Genomic DNA, 21684 nt, shown 5'->3' with positions numbered 1-21684 from the left:
CCTAGATTGACCACTATTTAAGATGGATTTTTTGATTTGTCCGATGTCATTCGTCCTTTGTCCCCCAGTATTCGTTACTCACGATGAATTCTGACTTATCTGTTCTGTCTCCTCAAAGGTTTCCCTTCAGTCTAGAGTGGCTACCGCCTCAAGCCTGCTTAGTCGGTGGGGTGGTACGAGATGCCTTGCTGAGACGACAGGCTGACTATTTGGATTTGGACTTTGTGGTTCCCCATGACGCGGTGAGAGTCGCCCGCAAGCTGGCAAGTCATTACAACGCTGGGTTTGTGGTGCTAGATGAAGCGCGACAGATTGCCAGAGTTGTTTTTGATATCGCTACCGTTGATATTGCTCAACAGGAAGGGGAAACCCTAGAGACTGACTTGTATCGACGTGATTTTACCATTAATGCGATCGCGTATAATCCCCAGACCCAGCAAATTATTGATCCGTTGCAGGGGGTAGCCGATTGTCGTGCTGGAATTATCCGCATGGTATCCCCGGCAAATCTCCAGGATGATCCCTTACGATTACTGCGGGCTTATCGCCAAGCCGCTCAACTGGGTTTTACGATAGAACCCACGACTCAATCCACAATTTGCCAATTGGCTCCCTTACTGGCAAACATAGCAGCCGAACGAGTACAAGTTGAATTAAACTACCTGCTACAATCGCCGCAAGGAACACCTTGGCTTACCGCTGCTTGGCAGGATCAATTACTTCATCACTGGTTTCCGGATACGAAGGCTGATAACTTCACCCAAATCGCGGCAACGGATAACGCCGCGATTCTACTGGCTCAAACATGGCAGACATTAGCCAGCCAACTGAAAAACCCAGTCAGTGGCAAATCCTTATCGTGGTTGAGTTTAGCAAAATTGACGAACGTATTACCCTGTGAGGTTGAACCAGCAGAAGCCCAACTTTTACGGTTAAAATACAGCCGCGCCGAAATTCGGGCAGTGTTGATTATGATTCAATACTTACCCCAACTTTTATCTCATCTCACCTCACCCATGAGCTTAAGAGAGCAGTATTTTTTCTTTCAAGCTGTCGGGTCAGTTTTTCCCGCTTTAGCGGTTCTAGCCATTGGCGAAGGGGTATCGGTTGAGCAGATAGCTCCCTTAATCAATCGTTATTTAAACCCAGAGGATCAAGTAGCTCATCCGACTCCCTTGGTAACGGGTCATGATTTGATGCAACAGTTAAAGTTACCACCGAGTCCTCAAATTGGCGAGTTACTAACAGAGATTCAAATTGCTAGGATTGAAGGCAAAGTTTCGACTCGTGACGAGGCGTTAGCTTTTGCCAAACAGTTGATATAGCACCACGAGGTACGGAAAGGACATCAGTTAATCCCAACAGGGAATGGGGAACAGTAGAAAATGTCCTAGCCTGCCTTGGTAATGCTATATAACAACGCTCAAATTGTGGGATAGATTTTACTATTAAATCGAGCGCACGTCGGTCATTGGTGTCAACTTAAGCGGAAAAACCCAAGCAATACCTTGACTCTACCCCACCCTAACCCTCCCCTTATCAAGGGGAGGGAACATTTCCCCCCAAAGCACCGGGGGGATTAAGGGGGGTTAAGATTAAGGCGACGAAATTCAAAGTCTTACAGGGAAAAGTTTTCACCTTAAGTTGACACGGGCGCACGTCGGTGCGCCCCTACAGTGTTTGGATGTAAGCGTTATCCACACATTAGTTGTGCCACGCCATCTCCCTTTTTTCCTAACTGACTAACTTTAAACCATGATGCCGTTCGCTATCTTCCTCAACCGTATTTTGAACAGTATACTGATTTGACTGTAGCGCCTGTCGCATCGAGACAATCTGTGCCATCATTTGTTCGAGTTGATGGTCTATTCTCTCAACTTCTGAGGTTGTTGGCGATGACGGTTGTGCATCTTGGGGTGGGGTATTGCCGAAAACAGCTTGAGCTGATGCTAAGGATGCGGCTAGTGCTTGCATCGAGTTGACTTGAGCGGAGGTAATCGGTTGCTCACTAATAACCTGAGATTCCACTGGCGGCGGCGTCTCAATCACATCTACTGGTGCTGAATTCGCTTGAGACGATATCTGTTCCTCTAATGCAGTTTGTAAGGACACTTCTTCTATCTCTGGAGTGTCTTGCTCCATCGCGTTTACGGGTGCAGGTGTCTGAGTGTCTTGATTTACTGGGGTACTGGTTAATTCTGTCGCCTGTTTATCCAACCAGTTTTGTAGCCCAGACGCATCTAACTGAGATTGTGAGCTTCTGATGTTATCCAGCAGTTTTTGCTTTTCGTCTAATGTCTGGGTTAATTGGGCAAGTTTTTGTTCGACGACAGCCGATTTCCGATTTGACTGTTGCCACCCCATCATGGCTACACTTGTGAGTCCCACCCCTGCGCTCAGTAAGCCCGCTACCCCTAGATACTGAGGTGCAAAGTCTTTCAATTCGCCAAAAAAAAGCGGCTCTTCTTGAACTTGAACCGTCACAGGTTTGGAACCGAATAGATTGAGGGGTAGAGTCAAGGTTGCAAATACGGCGGCTGAAAGTGCTACGGGTGTAAGAATGAATTTGATGGCAGTTGCACTGGTTGTCATTGGTAGTTCCCTCTAAAAGTTACCTGCGTTTGTGGTGATACCTAAGGTGTATCAGCCGTTTTCAACGGTTTTGCAGATTACCCCTGTTTATGAATTGACGGCTCCAACCCCGAAAGGAGTATGAAGTTGTAGCGCACCTGATCTTAAAGAGCAATTCATTGGAGCCGTATAAAGTTCATCGGATAGATGAAGGCTTTATGTACTTGAGTTGAGTTTGCTCTCTCTTTTATTTAATTTAATATAAATTTCGCTAATTGTATATAAAGCTTTTATGAAGAATTTATTCAGGGTATAAACCCCCAATAAATTTATTTTCACCGAGAGAAAATTTCATCATGTTTTTTTCGGAAACCCGCCCTTACCGAACTGGGCAGGTTGAGTCATATCTGGGTGAAACAAGAAAGGATAGTAATCAAACCTGCCCCGACAACACTTATGACTTGATCGGGTAAGGAAAGTTGCCGCAATTGTTGATTTATCTTAACGGCGGCGGCTAATCCCGACTTCATCGCACTTTCAATTAAATTATGCCCACACCAATCGCCACAACAGACGAGGGGTAAGGGTGTAGTTGTCACCAGACAATCTTTATCGGCGGGAGTTCTGGGAAAGGCATAGCGCCAGCGATGGATTTGGAACCAATCCGGAGTCTTGAGCCAAGGAACGAGGATTTGAGCCGCGTGAGTGAGTAACTGTTGACCCGCCTCCTGTAAATCGGCAGCTTCTAGATAATGTTGAGCAAATTCAGCCGTACTATGAAGCACACAGATTAATGAAGTCGAATTAGACCGTTTGCTGCTATCTATACCAATCCAAGCTAAATTAGCATCGGGTGAACAGTTGATCGAGCCTGATGTTAATGGCGGTTGCTGGGGGCTGGAATAACCCGCCATGACACTCAAACAGGGATTAAAGTCTACTGTCTGTAGACTCTCTAAGAAATTTGAGGGGAACTCTTTTTCTAGGGGTTCCAGCACTGTTAACGCTTGGGGGGCGGGAATCGCCATAACCACGGCGGCGGCGGTTAAGTTGTTGTCAGTTTCCTCAGGTGTATGATAGGTAATCTGCCAGGTTTGTTCAGGGGTAGGCGCGATCGCATGGACGCGACAGGAGAAGCGGATATCTAAACCCTGAGCCAGATATTTGGCAACGGCTGTCATGCCAGTAGGAGCGATATATCGAGGAGAGGAACATTCAGACTCATCTTGATTATCCATCCAACGATGAAGAATGCCGCGATCGCACAATGTCTCAATTAGCTGCTGGGATAACTTGCCCTTCGCCTCTAGAAACGGCACACCATGATCCACAGGGGTTCCCTGAATCCGCCGAGTTGCCACTCGCCCACCAACACCACGAGACTTTTCTAAGACAACAACTCGATACCCAGCTTGGTACAATTGTTGAGCGCAGATCAGTCCTGCCATACCTGCACCGATAATCGCAATATCAAACACTACAGATTCTCCTGTCCGGTTGATGCTAAGTATACAGGTAGAATAGAGAACAGTAGTGGCTTAGGGGTTGGAGGGAATACCATTGGATGAACTCAGAAGCGCCTTAGAACTGGCAACGGAAGACGAATTACAACAACTGACACAAATTTTGTTCCGTCGTCAGTTTAATCCCCTAGACTATCTGCAAACCCCTGAACCCATCGACGTTCAAAGTCAAGATCGGCAGGTGTGGTTGGATACTCTAGAGCAACGGTTTCGCTTTTTAGCTGCTGATGGGATGACTGTGCTTAAGGGGCGCACGAATGACTTCACGTACCGACAAGCGCTGATTCAGGTTTGCCGTTATCTGAAGATTCCTTATTCTAAAAAACTATCCACCACGGATCTGGAAGCAGAAATATTTCTTAACCTGATGAGTCGCGCCTGGAAAAAATTACCCCCAGCCGAACAAAAATCGCTTACTGTGCGGGTACAGCGCTCATTAGCCCAGTCGAATCAATCCCAACCGTTACCAGCGCATATCCAGCACAATCCCATGGATTTGTTGATTAAGGGGGGTTCGGCGTTAGCGGTGTCTTCGATTGTCAAGCCGATTATTCTCAAACAGGTGGCGCGTCAGTTTGCCATCCATTTTGCCCGTTATCAAGTGGCAAAACAAGCAGCGGTTCAGGGAGGTGCAGCAGCGGCGACTCAGTTTCAGAATTACCTGGTGCTGCAAACCGCGAAGCGGGGAATGGCTGCGAATGCAGCACGTTATGGGGCAACTCGCACTTTATTTGCTTTCGTTGGACCAGTATTGTGGGGCTATTTCTTCGCCGACTTAGGCTGGCGTGCGATCGCGACAAATTACGGTCGGATTATTCCCACTATCTTAGCATTAGCCCAAATTCGCTTACTGCGGAGCGAATGTTGGGAACCTGTTTAGCCACTTCCAGGCTCTGAAAAGTCTGAAAAGGGAATGCTCCCCTGGAGGTTCTGCGGTCTTTACTCTATGCAGAAGGAAGCGGATTTGATCGGATTCCTGGGAAATCTCGCGATCGCCTCAACTATTCTTTCGCTTGATCAATTCTTTTATGTCTTATTATGACAGCCGTTACGATTAACCTCAATCCAATTGTTCACCTGAATCAAGACCAATTTTATCATCTGTGTCGAGTCAATCCCGATGTAAAATTTGAACGCAATGCCAAAGGAGAATTAATCATCGTGTCCCCCACAGGTGGAGAAACGGGAAAACGCAATGCCAAGCTAACCACTCGATTTTGTTTGTGGAATGAACAAACGAACCTGGGAGAAGTCTTTGATTCTTCCACCTGTTTTCACTTACCCAATGGGGCAAACCGTTCTCCCGATGTGGCTTGGATTCAACGAGAACGATGGGATGCGTTGACAGAGGAACAGAAAGAAAAATTCCCCCCCATTGCCCCAGATTTTGTTTTGGAGTTAATGTCACCCAGCGATACGTTAAAAGACACCCAAGATAAAATGCAGGAATATATGGATAATCAGGTCAGACTGGGCTGGTTACTCTATCGACCCACTCGCCGGGTTGAAATTTATCGCCAGGGACAAACGGTAGAAATACTGGAAAATCCAGCACAGTTATCGGGAGAAGATGTTTTACCTGGCTTTATTTTAGATTTACAATTTGTGTGGCACAGCTAAAATTTTGGAATAGATTGTAGGTTGGGTTGACGACAGGAAACCCAACAGAATATAGGGCTAATGTTCCCTACTACAAGTCACGCCTAATCTATCAAATTACAGCGGTTTTCAAGTTGATAGACTACAGTAGCAGCAGTGAATAAAACAACTCCGTATGGTCAAAGCAAGCTTTGGGCTATCTGAAATCAAGCTTACCCCATTGAGTTTAAAATAGCTTAGGGGAAAGCGATCGCGCCATTAGATAGGATGATTCAAAACCGTTGTCAGGCAGTGATTATGGAAGAAGACAATTTTGGGGAGAATGCGATCGCACCGTTCGTCGTTGCGCTTCAGCGCGATCGCATCCCGTTGATGAGGAAAACACTATCACAATCCCGTAGGGGCGCATAGACGTGCGCCCTAACCGAAGTATAGCCGGGAAATAAATTTCCGGCTTAAAGCTAAAGTAAGCTAAAGCTTACTACATTCAAGTCTTTCAACCCGTTCGCATGACGCTTGCGCGATAGCGGTTCTCGAAAAGTAGAGTCCTTTCGTTCAGGGCTTAAGCTAGAGAAGATTAAACCACTCCCGCTCCATTTCATCCAAATCTTGAACTGCTCCTGCTCCTAATTGCTCAAAGAGTTTATGGGCTGTGTTGTAATAGTTTTTGGCAATGTCAATCTTACTGCGTTGACGTTCAAGTTTTGCTAACTCATAGTTGACCCTGGCAATATAATGTTTTCTTTCCAATTTTTCCATTTTGGTTAAAGCGTCTTTTAATAGTGATTCTGCTTTCGGCAAATTTCCTTTTGCCAGTTCATTTGCTCCAAGACAATAAATTCCTAACGCAATACCATCGCCCTTGCCTAATCCCGTCATTATTTGGAGTGCTTGCTGATAAAGTTGTTCGGCTTCATCATAGTTGCCATAAGCACGTTGTATATGTCCCATACAGCCAAAAGACTCGGCTATTCCCAGTTTATTATTTGATTGTATCCTTAATTTCAACGATTGCTGATACAGGCGAACGGCTTCATTTAAATTGCCACGATTGCTCTCGATATCTGCCAAACAACCGTAACCCGTTGCTATTTCATCACACTGATCCAACTCTTCCATGATTTGCAAATACTGTCGATACAGTTGCTCTGCTTGCTCCCAGTTACTTCGGTTTTTATGGATGTTTCCTAACTGACCATAGGAAATTGCTTTACCTTGTTGATCACCTAATTCTCTATATATCTCTAAGCTGTTTTGATAAAGACGCTCTGCTTCTTCCGAATTATACCGAAGACATTCAAGATCTCCTAACATACTTAATGATTTAGCAATATTACTTTTATTCTGTTGCTTTTGAGAAATAGATAAAGCATCCTGTAAATATATTTGGGCTTGATCAAGCTTGCCATAATCGCGATACATTTCTCCTATCCCCATCAAGCAGTAGGCTTTTGTATCTTCATCAACATGAGGCTGTAACTGTTCATATAAGTTTTTAAACAAATCCCAATACCCCCACCGTCTCAGGTGTTTTTTGAGGTGATTATCGAGTATCTTGTAGGCTTCACTGTAGTTTCCTAGCTTGAAAGCGAAATGTTGATACTCTAGGACAGGACGTAAATCTTCTATTGTTTGAGGATTATCTGGCTTTTTGACAAGGGAATAGAAGTTATAGGCGATTTTCCATAGCTTGGGCAGTTCATGTTTATAGTCTACTTGCAGAAACTCAACAATCACCCGATGTAAATCATACAAGACTTCACAGTTCTCCTCATCATAGCGACTCTGAACTAAACTACTATCCACTAATTGCCCAATAATCGCCTCAGTTTTGCCAATCTCCTCCTCAGTAAAGTTCACCGATTCTGCCATTCGTACAGCCTTCTCGAACCGGGAATCATTATCTTGATATAACCGCAAAAAGGTTAACCCCTGACAATCAATCCCCACCCGCAACACACACATTCGACGCAGTAAATCTCGCGCTGCTTCATTTTGTCGCATCAATTGTTCTCGCAGAATCGGTTCAGCCTTTTTCGTCACCAACTCCGGATGCTTCCGTAGATATCCCGGTTTCCCTTTTCCTACCGCCGCCAGTTGGGTTAATAGAAAAACATGTCCCTCAACTTTTGCTGACACCCACTGCAAATCCGCTATTTTATCCCGTAAATGACGCTGGCGCAGAATTTCTACTCCCGCCTTTGTCGCCACACCCGTCACTGTTTCGATATGCACTAATTCTGAATCCGGTTCTGCATTGTCATAACGCGGATCAGTGAAATCAGCCGGGATGTCTCGACTGGTTATAATGGTTTGGCATTGATGCTGTTGATAGACTAAAGCGTTGAGGAATTGACCCCACTCTGGGGACATGGCTTGTCTGGCTTGGGGATGGTTGGCGGGATGTAAGATAGTTTCTAGGTTATCCAGTAGGAATAAACAGGGTTGTTGGGCGAATCCCTGAATAATTTTGGCAATCTTTTCTTCGCTATGCTGTAACGATTCCCTTGTCTCAATCCCGAATCCATCCCGTAACAGAAATTCGGTGATGTCATCAAAACTGGTTCCCGGTTGTACCTGAAAATATATCACCAAGGGATAGGGACAATTGGTGACTGGAGTGCGGCTGGATAATTCAATTCCTAATGTTTCCAGTAGTTTCACCGCTAAACTGGTTTTGCCGATTCCGCCTTGTCCGATTAATGCTAATACTTTTAAGGGAGTATTCGGTTGGCGGAGTTTGGCGGTTAATCGGGTGAGAAGTTCATCGCGCCCTTGCCAAACGGGGATTGTGGGGAATCCTTGATTGGTAATTAGTCGGGTTTTGGGAGGGGTGAGGGCGGGTTTTGTTGGGGCGTTAGGGGTTGATGTTATTGAGTTAGCGTCTAAACCCGCCCCTACGTTATTTGGGGATGGCGGGTTGAATGTGGGTTTTGTTGGGTTGGTTGCGGTGGTGAGGGCGGGTTTTGTTGAGGCGTTAGGGGTTGATGGTGTTGAGGTAGCGTCTAAACCCGCCCCGACATTATTTGGGGATGGCGGGTTGAATGTGGGTTTTGGGTTGGTTGCGGTGGTGAGGGCGGGTTTTGTTGAGGCGTTGGAGGTTGATGTGGTTGAGGTAGCGTCTAAACCCGCCCCTACGTTATTTGGGGATGGTGGGTTAAATGTGGGTTTTGTTGGTGTGGTTGCGGTGGTGAGGGCGGGTTTTGTTGAGGCGTTGGCGGTTGATGGTGTTGAGGTAGCGTCTAAACCCGCCCCTACAGGAGATGGGGTAGATGGGGAATCGGGATTGACATTTGGCGCGTTTTGGGTTTCGGGATTTTCCCCCAAATCGGCAACCTCTCGCCAATCATAGCCAAGTTTATTACAGAGTTCGAGAAAGTTTAAGTGGTCAACGGGTTTACCGTTGAGAAAGTTCCATGCGGTGTTTTTCGATACGTCTACGGCTTCGGCTAAGTCAATCTGACGCGGGAAGCCATTGCGCCTGAGTGCTTGTTTCAGCTTGGGGATATAGTCGGGATGAACTTTTGTACCTCTGGACATGCGCGATCGCACAATCTTTTTCTCAGTATATCAATAGCAATAATCCTCTCTGGGACTAAGTTGGGACTAACTTGGGAGAAAGTGGTTAACCAGTGGGTTGGGATTGGGATTAAACCTGGGATTCGGGGGTGTTTGATAGAAGAGTAAAGAATTCAACCCGATTGTGATGAACAGGAAGCATTCTGAACTTTTGCTAAAAACCTTGGAAGTGAGTACATTTGTCGTTACTCTGTACACCTATTCTGCTTTTGTAGGAATTGCGGCGGCGGGTTTAGCGATTTATTGTTTACTTCAGCAAGCGCGGGAGGAGGGGTAGTATTGTGTTCGTTCGTAGTAGGGGAACCTTAGCCTAAGCTGTTCGGCATTTAAACCTTAATGTCAATAATGGCGAAATCCTTGCCGTAGTGCGTTTAGCGAAGCCATGCCGCAGGCTTTGCATCTTGCTCGCTACCCATCCCCAATTTAAATGCATGACAGCTTATAATCCAATTAACTGCAAGCCGGATTAAGTTCGCCATAAAATTTGTAGTAAGTAGGTGGACATAATTAAACTTAACGGTTGAGATTAGGGAACAGGGAACAGTAAGGGTTTAAAAGCGGCTGACAAAACTAAATACAGTACCGTTCTCTTTTGTCCGACTACTTAGATGAACCTTAGCATTAGATTTTGTTGGGTTTCCTTGCGTCAACCCAACCTACAATACTTAATCTCAATCAAAGTCCCCCTTTTGAAGGGGGATTTAGGGGGATCAAAAGTTAAATGGTGCGTTACTTCGCTAACGCTACGGTTTGATAATGTAGGATGGAACATTTCATGATTCATCGTTTATATAAGCTTAAGCTGTTCGGTATTTAAACCATAATGTCAAGAATTGCGAGATCCTTGTAGTGCGAGCATCTTGCTCGCTACTAATACCCAATTTAAATGCATTACAGCTTATCCGTTGAGTAAGGCATTGATAATTGTTGCTAGTTTCTTCAAGTTCACAGGTTTAGTCATATAATAGGATACACCTGCGGCTAAACATTTTTCGCGATCGCCTGACATCGCCAATGCGGTTATGGCAATAATTGGAATGGTGGCGGTGCGGGGATTGGCGCGAATTTGTTGGGTAGCGCTTAACCCATCAAGTTCTGGCATCTGAATATCCATTAAAATCAAATCAGGCTTGCGCCGTTGGCTGAGTTGTACGGCTTCTTTGCCATCTTTTGCCATGATCATTTCATAGCCGATTCCCTGTAAGTAATCGGATAAGGTTTGGGTGTTGGCTTCGTTGTCTTCCGCCAATAAAATTAAAGGCGTTGTTCGCGGTAAACTTGTGTCTTCAATGTTTGATACACTACACCCCAACGTCACCTTTTCCTCTAGACAATTAACGGGATGATTCACTGGATGAGAACGCCAAGGAAGTCTCACAGTAAAACAACTCCCTTTTCCAATTTCACTTTCTACAGTTACCCATCCCCCATGTAATTCCACAATCCGCCTTACTAACGCTAATCCTAATCCTGTTCCCTGATGACGCCGGGATAAACTACTATCAATTTGGACGAAAGACTGAAACAGTTTCTCCCGATGTTCTTTAGCAATGCCAATTCCCGTATCACTGACACTGATATAAAGCATCTCATTGGGGGAAGTGTTGAATGTTAACCCTTCCTCCCCCTCAAGGGTATGGTTGGTAGGGGCGGGTTTAGGGATTTTCTTTTCGCTACTGATAGTAACGTTTGAACAAAACCCGCCCTGACTAAATGTAGCGTTTACCTCCTTGTCTTCCTCATCTCCCCCATCTTGCTTACGAATTTCCACCGTAACTCGTCCCCCCTCTGGGGTAAACTTCACCGCGTTACTTAATAAGTTAATTAAGACTTGCTGTAAGCGTCGTTCATCACCCAGAATCGTGCCTAATCCTGCTGCAATATTTCCCGTCAACGTAATGTTTTTATCTAAGGCTAGGGGTTTAATCAAAGATAAACTCGCATCACACAGTTGGCTAATCCTAACGGCTGTCAGGTTTAACTCCAACTTCCCGGATTCAATCTTGGCTAAATCGAGAATATCGTTAATTAACTCCAGTAAATGTCTACCACTTTTTTCAATCGTAGCGAGAGACTTGCGCTGCTTTTGGGTAATCTCCCCATAGACTTCTTCCTGTAAGCTTTCCGATAACCCCAGAATCGCATTCAGCGGCGTTCGCAATTCATGACTCATATTTGCCAGAAACTCGTCTTTTAACCGAGTGGCGTGGGCGAGTTCCGCATTCGTTGTCGCTAGGATATCATTATTGTGGCGCAATTGCTCGTATAATTGAGACTGTTTAATCGCGATCGCGAGTTGGGTGGCTAACGACAACAGTAACTCAATCTCCCAGGTTTGCCATTCTCGCGGATGGGAACATTGGTGGACGATTAGTAATCCCCAGAGGATATCCTGTTGCACAATCGGGACAACCAGTTTTGCCCGGATTGCGTACTCCCGCATGAAGTCTACCATACAGGGTAGAACATCTTCGCGATCGCGATCGGCTAAAGTATACACTTTTCCCTGAACATAATTCTGATAACAGGTTGGCGGAAAGGCTTCCGCCGGAAAGATACTATTCAATAACTGGGGAAATCCTGAGGCTACCCCTTCCGCAATTACCCGTCCTCGATTATCCTCAAAAAGCTGATACACTAATACTCGGTCAGCCATGAGTAATTGTTGGACTTCTTCAACCGTCGTTGTCAGAATTGTCTCCAAGTTTAGGGATTGGCGAATGCGTCGAGACATCGCACTGATTAATCGTTCCCTTTCCACCTGTTGGCGCAGGGTTTCTTCTACCTGTTTGCGCGATGTAATATCTGACGCTGTACCTAGAAGTTGTTTCGGTTTTCCCTCAGATGTGCGCGTAAAAATTGTATCCCAACTATATAACCAACGCCATTGACCATCCGCATGGCGCATCCGATACTCACATTCAATAATATCCCCATCTTTTGCCGTATCAAAGCGTTGATGCTGGCGTAAAATGTGGGCTAAGTCATCGGGATGCATTAGCGATTCAAACAGTTTCGATTCCATCTGCTGAATCTGTTCCGGGCTATAACCCAGCACTTGAGCAACGGAACGGTTAATATAGATATTACGTTGTTCGGCGATATCATAAATATATAACACATTCGGATTCGTATCCGCAATCCGTTGGATGAATCGCTGACTCTCTTGCAACGCCAGTTCTGCTTTTTTGCGATCGCTAATATCCCGAAAATAGACCGATAACCCGTCTTCTGAGGGATAGACTCGCACTTCAAACCAGGTATTTGTCGGTGTATACAACTCCTCAAACGCCTTTGGTTTTTGGTCTCGCGCTGCTTGGCGATAGATGGTTTCAAATTTCGTTCCCATGGCGTCGGGAAATTCCTCCCAGATACATCTGCCAATCATATCCGATACGGGATGATTAATTAAGGGGGCTAAAAGGGAGTTGAAGTGGGTAAACCGCCAATCTTTGTCTAGGGCAAAAAAGCCTTCAGTAATACTTTCTAATATATTATTAATCTTGCGATGGGAATCTTGCAAAGCTAATTCTGTTTGCTGGCGTTCCTTAATTTCTCGGTGCAGTTGTTCCACTGTCTGTTCTAACGCCGTTGTCCGTTCTTGCACCCGCTTTTCTAGGGCTTCATTTAAGTGTTTCAGCGATTCTTCAGCCTGTTTGCAATCGCTAATATCTCGATAGGCGCTTAAAAACAAGAGTTGGTTGTCTTGGTGAATAATCGAATGGGAGACAAGTAGGGTTTTCTGGACGCCGTTTTTATCGTAAAATGTTGTTTCAAAGGTGCGGAGTTTGCGCTTCTTACTGGGACTTTTTTGCCATTGCTTCATCTGCTGATAGAGAAGCGGATCAGGATACAGTTTCGCCATGAAATTCTCACAACGATTTGCCTCTTGGCGGGTATAGCCCGTAATTTGCTGCATTTGATGATTAAAGATACGGAATTTCCCCTGACTATTACTTAGGGTAATTCCTTCGCCCACGGTATCAATCACCGTAGACAATTGTCCCGCCATGGATTGAATCGCTTGTTCGGCTTTTTTGCGTTCGGTAATATCTGTAACCGTGGTTACCCGCAAACAGCGTTCTCCTTGTTGCATGATCGGTCCAGTGGTAACCTGAATATCAATAAATTTACCATCATGACGCCGTACCTGCCATTCACCGGAATGATGGGGGTCAAGGAATTCGGTTAAGGATCGTCCTAATAAATAATCACGGGGATAAGCAAACAGTTGACAGAAGGCGGGATTAACCCGTACCAGTCGCCATTGTTCATCAGTAATACATAAGCCTACCGGTGCAGATTCATAGAATAACTCTAAGAGTTTCTCACTGGTTTGGGCGTGTTCCTGCGCCTGTACCCGATGGGAAATATCCAGCCATGCGCCAATAATTTCTTGGGGAATCCCTTGGTCATTGCGAATCAGTTTCCAATCATCCTGTAGCCAAAGATACTCTCCATTTTTCTGTTTAAACCGATATTCTTGAATCGAATAGCCTTGCTGAAACAGTTGAGCAAATCCGGTGAGTACGGTGGGTAAGTCTTGAGGATGAATATGATTTAACCAAAAATCGGGTTGTTCCAGGATTTCCGCTGGCGTATAGCCAATCAGGGCTGTAATATTATCACTAATAAATGTGGTTTGATAGGGGGGAATAAACTGGCGACTATAAATTGCCGTGGGACTCGCCGAGAGTAAATAGTGCAGTCGTTCTTGCGTCGCCTTTGCCAACTGTTCTGCCTTTTGCCGTTCCGCCAGTTCCGTTTGGAGTTGGGAAAAAGCATTCGCTTGTTGAATCGCGATCGCGATTTGCACGCTGAGTTGTTCTAATAAGTCTAATTCCTGAGGTTCCCATTGACGCGGGGCGGCACAATGATGGGCAACTAATAAGCCCCAAAGTTGTTCGTTAATAATAATGGGAACCGTGAGAATGGCTTTGACTTGAAACTGTTCCAGGAGTTCTAAATGACAGGGAGTTAGCCCTTGATGATAAATATTATGCGCCACCTGACGCCGCCCATTCAGATAGTCAGCCCCTTTAGTTTGTTGGAAGTAAGCATCACGAATTTGTGATCCGAGAACCGAGGGAAACTCACCCACCGATTCGGCTACAATCTCCCCACTCCAATCCTCAGCGAACTGATAAACCAAGACGCGATCGCAATGAAGGAGTTGCCGCACTTCTTGAACTGTGGCTTGGAAAATATCCGGCAGTTTCAGGAAGCAGCGAATCCGTTGAGCAATCGACCGTAAAATATGTTCCCGTTCTGCCTGTTTTTGTAATTGTTCGGTGCGGGATTGGACTAATTCTTCCAGTTGAGTATTGCGACTTTCTAATAACTCAATCTTTTCCGCTTCTAACTGACCGATGACTTGCTGGAGTTGGTCAATTACGCCATACATTTCCATCGGATCAAGAACGTGCAGCAACCGCGTTTGGGTAACAATTCCCAATAGTTCTCCTGTATCATCCGTGACAACTAATCGCCGCACATAACGACGCTGCATTTCCTGATGGGCGTGCCAAAGATTATCTGTGGAACGCAGACAAAATAGGGGTTGACTCATCACATCCTGTGCCTGTAATCCACTCAGATTAACGCCCAAGACTTGAAACTGAACAATATCCCGTTCGGTGACAATTCCTAATGGTGTTTGTTGATTTTTTTCCGGAAAGTCTTGACATATCTTACTTTTTACGGGGTCTGGAAAACCTCTCTCCAAACCTCTCTCCTGCAAGGAGAGAGGCTTTGAATTCTCCCTCTTCCGTGAACAGTCAGCTTGACAAATAACCACACAACTGACCCGATGTCGTGCCATTAACTGTGCTAGTTTGAGAACCGAGGTATCGACAGTTGCTTGAATCACCGTCCTATTCATCACCTCATCCACGGTTCGCAGTTTCAGCAGATGCGAGGGTTCAATCACCGAACGCAGGGTGGAAAGTGTAATTAAACCCAGCAATTGTTCCTGATCATCCACCACAGGCAGATGACGAATCTGGTATTGTTTAAGAATACCTAGAACGCTAAAAACATCTCGAAACTCGCTCGATTTGAGGCGATAATCTGGGGGACTCATCACCTGACGAATACTCACCCCCGCCAAATTGCGCCCCTGCGCCGTTAAGCGCACCACATCCCGTTCAGTAAAGATACCCACAAGCTTGGTTCCCTGAGTAACTAAGACACAGCTAGTAGAAGGAGACAGTAAGGGATTCTCCGGGGATTCTAGCGTCTTTTCTCCATCCTGGGAACAGAAGCCTCCCTGCACCTGACTCATTCGCGCCAAAACCTCAACCACAGGCGTATCCAGCGTCACCGTAACCGGAGTGCGATCGAGGATATCATCAAGTTGGGGACAGTGGAAGCACCAAGGTTGATTCGGGAGATGAGGAGCGGATGCCATAGGGATGCTAAACTAATCAGCGATAAGGGATTAACTCATAAAGTCGAATCAGGGGTCGCAGATGTGACCATTTTGGGATAGAGGTGTACTATCCTCTCCCTTTTCAGCATACAATTTTGGGAATTGCTCGTAGTTGCGCTTTAGCGCCATAAGGGTTTGCATCGCAGACGACTGGCGTAGTGTAGCTAAAATTTTGGCATAGATTTTACAGGTGTTAGGGGCGCAGGTTGGTAATTCACAAAGAAAGAATTGGCAAAAGTATCCATATTAGCGGTTATGACTTTTCGCGATCGCACTCATGAATGTCTCAGGCTACAATCGATACCAGATCATGATCTCCCTATAGTGCCAGACTTCCGGTTGCGTTCCTAATTGAGCCTGTGTAGACAGTATGAATACTCAACTCACCCCCTCCCAACTGAATTCCTATCAAGCAATATTACCCAACAATGATCCCGCCCAGGACGCGATCGCAGTTCTCAAAGACCATAATGGGGATATTGAGGCATCGTTTAAGGAACTGTATTTCCAGAAATATGATACGATACCGGATTTTCCGGACAAATCCCTGTGGGAAGTAACGCTGAACCAGTTGCGTCAGGAATTGTGTGGTGATGATAGCTTTCGCACTAAGGTACAGGAGTATAGCAAGAATCCCAGAAGTACACCCTTGCTGACGGGATTAATCGTGTATTTGGTAGGATTAGCGGGTTTACCCCTTGATCCTGCGATCGCCACCGTGGTGGTATTGTATATTCTCAAGATTGGGTTAAATATTTTCTGTCAATATACAGAACCCTCCGATTCCAAATCCTTACCAGGTGAGTAGGGGCGCACCGACGTGCGCCCTGAAACCGACATACTAAGCCAGCCCTCACCCCCAGCCCCTCTCCCAACCCCCCTCGTTCCCCCCTTTTGAAGCTATGCATTACTCACATCTTTCTTAACATTAATTCCCTTGACAAAAGCAGTAGTTTTGGGGGAAAGTAAAAGCCTCTTTCTGGGCAATATCATGGAGTCGTCGCAGACCTTGCCAAATAGTTTTAACCCCCGGTTCGCCATCATGAGAACGGGCTAAGAACCCACCGAGTTGGGCGATCCAACGCACGGCATCTCTTAAATTGGGAGGTTCGTCAGGGGGGTTAGAGTGATGATGAATCGTGCAATAGAGACTCTGCCACTGATAGGCTTCTAAAATAGTGTCGGCAGGCAGATCAGGATGGTAACGGGCTAGATAGGTGATCCATAATAAGCGCCAAGCGACGATAGTGTAGGTAGCCAAAGCTCGATGAATGCGATTTGCACTTTCCAATTGCAGTTGTTCTATGCGACAACCGCTCTTGAGAACATAATGATAACGTTCAATCAACCAACGATAAGAGTACCTTTCGTTACATTGCACCAAATCCTCAAAGCAATTGATGGTTAAGGTGGTTAGAAGTAACCAATTAACGGGTTCCACACCTGGGGGTGGGTCAACTTCAAGTGCTTGAATCACCTGTACACAGACAGGTTGAAGGTGTTGACGCTGTGGATGAGTATTGGGGGGTTGTAATTCTACGGTGGTAGTGGGCTGTCCAGTCAGCTTTGACGAGTTGACCTTGTCTGTGTATCCTAATTGAGAGTGAGCGTTCTCAACCTAAGTTCTCCTAGAGTTCTTTGATGAATAAAAAATATATAGTCATTCACATCCAGCCTTACCTAAGTGCTTATATTTACTTAACTTGTGTGTGTCACTTGTGGTTGTGAAAGTGGGTGAACTAGCCTGTAGTTTGTAGTACCAGTAAACTTTTTGTGACTGTCGGACTTGATAACGTGCTACCCAAGCATCTGCTGGGGCGAGTTTTCCTTGACGCTCAAAGAAACTTTGGTAGGATTCAAGACTAGCAATTGCCGTCTGTAAACGAGTTATTCTTTCCAGCTTATCGTGTTGTGACTTTCTGGAAACCCTTTTGCCCATTTTTCTATCTCCATGATGATATATTCGCCATTCTAACTCGCGAATTTATCAAAAATGGGCGGTACTTCAAGTCCTTATATCAATTCTCTGTAAAAATGCGCTTAATAATTAGGGAAGTTGGCATTAAATAGCCAGTTGACCGTTTAAATAAGCACAACGAAGTTGTAAAATGTTAACCACGTTTTCTTTGAGCCACTGGGCGCCAGTTAGTTTAACACGATGGCTAATTTGTTTGACGGCTGACTCGACGGCTCCGCTGCCAATTGAACAAAGCGGATTCAATCAAATTAGATGGATCACGTAGGATGGGTTAGGCGGGAGTTTAATCAAGACAATAACCTTTCAGTGAAGTATCCGCCGTAACCCACCGATGCCTTGAGCAGTGGTGCGTTACGAATGGTGCGTTACGCTGCGCTCTCCTCACCCTACGACGACTGATACCCGATCTCAGTTGAGGTTAGCGGAGAAAACCCCCCTACCCTGGATTTTGACGGGTTGACGAATCGGATAAGATATCAAGGCACAATTGAATGGCAACAGTTTAGGGAAACTCCGGTGTAAGTCCGGGGCTGTGCGGCAACTGTCAAGGTTGAAATGGCAAGCTCTTTCAGGGTTTGTTGTCGGTGCTTCTACGCTGATGGCGCTAAAGCGCAACTACAAACCTCGCTGACATTCCACCTAAGCCAGAATACCTAGCTGTTGCTTGTCCACCCTATATTCCCGCCTCGCACGGGAAGGGAGCTTAATTTTAATGCCGACTGTAGACACGACTCATTCCACCCCAGATTCACTTTCTTTGCCACCACTCCCCCTTAACCGCCCCCTGTTGATGATTGGTCACGGTAGCCGGGATATGCAGGGGCGTCAAGGGTTTCTGGATTTTGCCCACGCTTACCAAGGGTTAGACTCGTCTCGCCCGGTTGTTCCTTGTTTTCTGGAATTAACTGCTCCCAGTATTCAGGAGGGTGTAGACCAATGTGTGGCACAAGGGTATACAGAATTCTCGGTGCTGCCGATTTTGCTGTTTGCGGCGCGACATAATAAATTTGATGTCACCAACGAGTTAGACCGCGCTAAAGCCAGACATCCGCAAATTCGATTCCATTATGGGCGTCACTTTGGCATTACTCCGGCAATTCTAGACTTATGGCATCGGCGACTGGCTGAACTGGATCAACCATCAGAGAACAGTCCCATGTCCTCAATTCCCAGAAGTGAAACGGTGCTGCTGGTCGTTGGTCGCGGTTCTAGTGATCCCGATGCTAATGGTGATGTTTACAAATTAGCGCGTCTGCTCTGGGAAGGCAGTGGCTACAAAACGGTGGAAATCTGCTTTATTGGGATTACTCATCCCCGTTTAGAGGAAGGCTTCCATCGCGCTCGACTTTTCCAGCCTAAGCGGATTATCGTTCTGCCGTATTTCCTGTTTACTGGGGTGCTGGTGAAAAAAATATTTGACATTACCGCACAGCAGCAGGAGCAATATCCGGACATTTCTATGACCTGTTTACCGGAAATGGGTATTCAACCGGAATTACTTTCGGTATTGCGGGAACGAGAAATCGAGACGCAACTGGGACAGGTGCAAATGAATTGTGAACTATGTAAGTTCCGGTTAGCGGCAGTGGGGGATAATACGGGTCACCATCATGACCATGATCACGGTCATAACCATGATCATCACCATCACCACCACAATCACTCGGAGTCCCCTCCTGATCCTTACGCTGAACCTGAAGCTTACCATCAGCGCATTTGGCAAGTTCCGTGACATCCTCCCACAGCAAATCGGAGATTATGCTGTGGGCTTCCCAGCCTCACGACTGGGCATTGCTCCCCTGCGCCAGTTATCTAGGCACATAGCCCCCGACACCTCGACTTGAGAGCCAATTTCTTGCTTTTCCAGAGTCCCTGGATACGTTTCTATTCCACGATTACAAATTTCTTGAGCCGAAGCGATATCTCTGATGGTATCCGCCATATCGCAAAGCCTATGGGCAAGCTTATACTGGTAATCCTTCCGCTTGAAGGCGATATGGTTATGTTGTTTCTCTACTCTCTTCCTAGCTTTTTCGTAATTCTTGGAACATTTGTGCTTCTTCGCTAACCGATGTTGTAGCACTTTCAGTCGACGGCGGGTCGCCCCTACAGATTTATGATCAGTGTGGCAAGATCTCAACGTAAGCTAAGAACGGATTAGCTGTTACCCAACTGAAGTATTATGTCCAAAGAATTTAAAGTTGGCGATCGCGTTCGCCTCATTGCCCTACCCCGCTATGTTAAAACAGCCGAACCTATGCCCATGCTGCGACCCCCGGATGTGATTAGCATTGGCGAAGAAGGGGTGATTCTTGATCGACGTCCCGGAGGATTTTGGGGAGTGCGCTTTTCTAAAGGCGCTTTTTTGCTGGATAGTCAATACCTTGAGACAGTAGAGAGTCATCAGCAGTCTGATCCCCATCCGCCCTCATCCTCTCCCGAATAATTGGCTCCGAGCCTTCTACCTTCTGCCTTGGAGCCTTGTTTACCTGAATTCAGTATGAGCGACAATAACCCGGATCAATACAATGGTTTCCGGTAAGTACTACTACACCGAATCAATATCCAAAATTGCAGTAGCACTTTACCGAATTGATTCCTGTACAGTTGAGAATAATAATAATTGGCAGTCTGAGCGTGAAGTGGGAGATAGATTTGTACAGCTTCCTAGAGTCTCTCGGCATTGCTAACCCTAGTGGCAGTGGCTGGCTAGCAGTTATATTCACCTTCGGGTTAGCTTGGGGGGTAACCTGGTGTTTGATTCCAGCAGTACGCTCATTTGCACTGCAAGTGGGTTGGGCGGATCAACCGAATGCCCGACGACTCAATCAAGAACCCCTACCCAACGCGGGTGGATTGGCAATTTATGCGGGTGTCATAGCGGCGCTAGTCCTGGCTACTCTATTAAGACCCATTGTCATCGAAGGCGTCTTAGCCCAAGTGCTGACGATTTTGCTCGGTGGTTCAATCCTCGTCCTCGTGGGCTTTATCGATGATCAATTTGGTCTACCTGCGTATGTACGCCTGTTTAGTCAAACCCTTACCGCCCTCTTGCTGATTGCCAGCGATATCCGTATCGAAACGCCTTTTGGCACTCCCATTGACCCAATATTCTCCATTGTGTTGACCTGGTTGTGGGTGGTGGGAATTACCAATGCGATTAATTTAATGGATGGAATGGATGGTTTGGCGGGTGGGATCAGCTTCATTACCGCCATGAGTTTGTTGGCAGTTTCGGCGCAGTTTGAAACCAGAGCCGCCGCCACCTTACTTTTGGCAGCCTTAGGAGGTGCTGCACTGGGATTTTTGCGACACAATTTCTATCCCTCCCGAATCATCATGGGAGATGCGGGGGCTTACTTTTTTGGCTATGTGCTAGCTGCAACCAGTATTTTAGGCAACCTGAAAGTGACGACGGTATTTGCTCTAGTACCGCCCGCATTCTTTTTATTATTGCCTGTGCTAGATACGACTCAGGTATTTGTGCGGCGACTCATGGCGGGAAAAAACCCGCTGAAAACTCCAGGCAAAGATCACTTACATCACCGCTTACTAGCTTGGGGTTTTTCTCAACGTCATGCGGCTTTTACCCTGTGGGGGGTGACGTTGGCATGTAACGGACTGGCGATGAAACTGCAAGGAATGACCTCAATGGTGATTATTGTTACAAGTGGTAGTATAATTATTCTTCTGAGTTTTACCCTTTGGCAAAGACTACAGGCGAAATAAAAAGGCTAATAAGTAGGTGGGGACAATTAAAGTTAACGGTGGGGAACTCGCTTTCGCGAGAAGCAAGCTACGTCATTCGTCATACTCGCTCCCTTGAGAAGCAAGCTACGTCATTCGTCATTCGTCAAACTACGTAGGGGCTGCTGAATAAGTCTTGTGGTGGGGAGAGGGAATAGGGAATGGGCAATGGGCAATGGTTTCACCCCTCTGTCGAGGGAAAATTTGGTGCTGTTGTCGGCGAAAAGTTCAGGATACAAGAGGGGGGTAGTATAAAA

13 protein-coding genes and 3 pseudogenes are annotated in these 21684 nt (G+C 46.1%); 8 read left to right on the top strand and 8 right to left on the bottom strand.

Annotated features, from left to right (window positions below; translation table 11 throughout):
• Positions 1–83 precede the first annotated feature (83 nt).
• Entirely contained in the window at positions 84–1325 is a 1242-nt protein-coding gene (locus RID53_RS11660) for a CCA tRNA nucleotidyltransferase (RefSeq protein ID WP_446388260.1), read from the top strand.
• A 409-nt stretch (positions 1326–1734) separates the two neighbouring features.
• Here RID53_RS11660 and RID53_RS11655 read toward each other — a convergent pair whose 3' ends face one another.
• The gene (locus RID53_RS11655; protein ID WP_446388259.1) at positions 1735–2592 is read right to left on the bottom strand and encodes a hypothetical protein; all 858 of its coding nucleotides are present in this window, start codon (positions 2590–2592) and stop codon (positions 1735–1737) included.
• A 380-nt stretch (positions 2593–2972) separates the two neighbouring features.
• The gene (locus tag RID53_RS11650; RefSeq protein ID WP_446388258.1) at positions 2973–4049 is read right to left on the bottom strand and encodes an NAD(P)/FAD-dependent oxidoreductase; all 1077 of its coding nucleotides are present in this window, start codon (positions 4047–4049) and stop codon (positions 2973–2975) included.
• Positions 4050–4131: 82 nt separating this feature from the next.
• On the opposite strand from RID53_RS11650, the gene RID53_RS11645 reads away from it, so the two are divergent.
• Entirely contained in the window at positions 4132–4974 is an 843-nt protein-coding gene (locus RID53_RS11645) for a YaaW family protein (RefSeq protein WP_006098602.1), read from the top strand.
• A gap of 158 nt (positions 4975–5132) precedes the next feature.
• Positions 5133–5714 carry a Uma2 family endonuclease gene (locus RID53_RS11640; protein ID WP_446388257.1) on the top strand — a complete coding sequence of 194 codons (582 nt, stop codon included), beginning with the start codon at positions 5133–5135 and terminating at the stop codon, positions 5712–5714.
• A gap of 546 nt (positions 5715–6260) precedes the next feature.
• Here the strand turns inward: RID53_RS11640 and RID53_RS11635 are convergent.
• The gene (locus RID53_RS11635; protein WP_446388256.1) at positions 6261–9245 is read right to left on the bottom strand and encodes a tetratricopeptide repeat protein; all 2985 of its coding nucleotides are present in this window, start codon (positions 9243–9245) and stop codon (positions 6261–6263) included.
• Between the two features lie 154 nt (positions 9246–9399).
• Here RID53_RS11635 and RID53_RS11630 point away from each other — a divergent pair, with 154 nt between their 5' ends.
• Positions 9400–9549, top strand: coding sequence for a hypothetical protein (locus RID53_RS11630; RefSeq protein WP_157453004.1), 150 nt, complete (start codon positions 9400–9402; stop codon positions 9547–9549).
• A 621-nt stretch (positions 9550–10170) separates the two neighbouring features.
• On the opposite strand, the gene RID53_RS11625 is transcribed toward RID53_RS11630, so the two are convergent.
• On the bottom strand, positions 10171–15681 hold the full coding sequence (locus RID53_RS11625) for a PAS domain S-box protein (RefSeq protein ID WP_446388255.1): 5511 nt from the start codon (positions 15679–15681) through the stop codon (positions 10171–10173).
• 391 nt (positions 15682–16072) lie between these two features.
• Here RID53_RS11625 and RID53_RS11620 point away from each other — a divergent pair, with 391 nt between their 5' ends.
• The gene (locus RID53_RS11620) at positions 16073–16510 is read left to right on the top strand and encodes a hypothetical protein (protein ID WP_446388254.1); all 438 of its coding nucleotides are present in this window, start codon (positions 16073–16075) and stop codon (positions 16508–16510) included.
• A 120-nt stretch (positions 16511–16630) separates the two neighbouring features.
• On the opposite strand, the pseudogene RID53_RS11615 reads toward RID53_RS11620, so the two are convergent.
• The 3 genes and pseudogenes from RID53_RS11615 to RID53_RS11605 all read right to left on the bottom strand — a co-directional run.
• Positions 16631–17239: pseudogene (locus RID53_RS11615) on the bottom strand (IS4 family transposase); the annotation flags it as partial.
• Between the two features lie 123 nt (positions 17240–17362).
• Entirely contained in the window at positions 17363–17641 is a 279-nt protein-coding gene (locus tag RID53_RS11610; RefSeq protein WP_446388253.1) for a hypothetical protein, read from the bottom strand.
• A gap of 123 nt (positions 17642–17764) precedes the next feature.
• Positions 17765–17914: pseudogene (locus RID53_RS11605) on the bottom strand (ISKra4 family transposase); the annotation flags it as partial.
• A gap of 478 nt (positions 17915–18392) precedes the next feature.
• Between RID53_RS11605 and RID53_RS11600 the strand changes: the two are divergent.
• Positions 18393–19412: a sirohydrochlorin chelatase gene (locus RID53_RS11600; protein ID WP_446388252.1), complete on the top strand. Its 1020-nt coding sequence runs from the start codon at positions 18393–18395 to the stop codon at positions 19410–19412.
• A gap of 24 nt (positions 19413–19436) precedes the next feature.
• Here RID53_RS11600 and RID53_RS11595 read toward each other — a convergent pair.
• A pseudogene (locus RID53_RS11595) lies at positions 19437–19775 on the bottom strand (RNA-guided endonuclease TnpB family protein); the annotation flags it as partial.
• A gap of 87 nt (positions 19776–19862) precedes the next feature.
• On the opposite strand from RID53_RS11595, the gene sipA reads away from it, so the two are divergent.
• A complete protein-coding gene (sipA, locus tag RID53_RS11590) occupies positions 19863–20126 on the top strand; it encodes a regulatory protein SipA (RefSeq protein ID WP_446388251.1) in 264 nt (87 codons plus the stop codon).
• 191 nt (positions 20127–20317) lie between these two features.
• Complete coding sequence (locus RID53_RS11585; RefSeq protein ID WP_446388250.1) at positions 20318–21409, top strand: MraY family glycosyltransferase; 1092 nt, start codon at positions 20318–20320, stop codon at positions 21407–21409.
• The last annotated feature ends 275 nt before the right edge of the window (positions 21410–21684 follow it).

It is taken from the genome of Coleofasciculus sp. B1-GNL1-01, assembly GCF_040220235.1.
GTDB lineage: Bacteria > Cyanobacteriota > Cyanobacteriia > Cyanobacteriales > Coleofasciculaceae > Coleofasciculus.
This window is presented reverse-complemented; position numbering and strand designations above follow the sequence as displayed.

Bases quoted from the DNA above. Each gene is read 5' to 3' on its own strand.
- RID53_RS11640 (WP_446388257.1), top strand. From the start codon at position 5,133: ATGACAGCCGTTACGATTAACCTCAATCCAATTGTTCACCTGAATCAA.
- RID53_RS11610 (WP_446388253.1), bottom strand. From the start codon at position 17,641: ATGGGCAAAAGGGTTTCCAGAAAGTCACAACACGATAAGCTGGAAAGA.
- RID53_RS11600 (WP_446388252.1), top strand. From the start codon at position 18,393: ATGCCGACTGTAGACACGACTCATTCCACCCCAGATTCACTTTCTTTG.
- RID53_RS11630 (WP_157453004.1), top strand. From the start codon at position 9,400: ATGAACAGGAAGCATTCTGAACTTTTGCTAAAAACCTTGGAAGTGAGT.
- RID53_RS11660 (WP_446388260.1), top strand. From the start codon at position 84: ATGAATTCTGACTTATCTGTTCTGTCTCCTCAAAGGTTTCCCTTCAGT.
- RID53_RS11655 (WP_446388259.1), bottom strand. From the start codon at position 2,592: ATGACAACCAGTGCAACTGCCATCAAATTCATTCTTACACCCGTAGCA.
- sipA (WP_446388251.1), top strand. From the start codon at position 19,863: ATGTCCAAAGAATTTAAAGTTGGCGATCGCGTTCGCCTCATTGCCCTA.
- RID53_RS11625 (WP_446388255.1), bottom strand. From the start codon at position 15,681: ATGGCATCCGCTCCTCATCTCCCGAATCAACCTTGGTGCTTCCACTGT.
- RID53_RS11620 (WP_446388254.1), top strand. From the start codon at position 16,073: ATGAATACTCAACTCACCCCCTCCCAACTGAATTCCTATCAAGCAATA.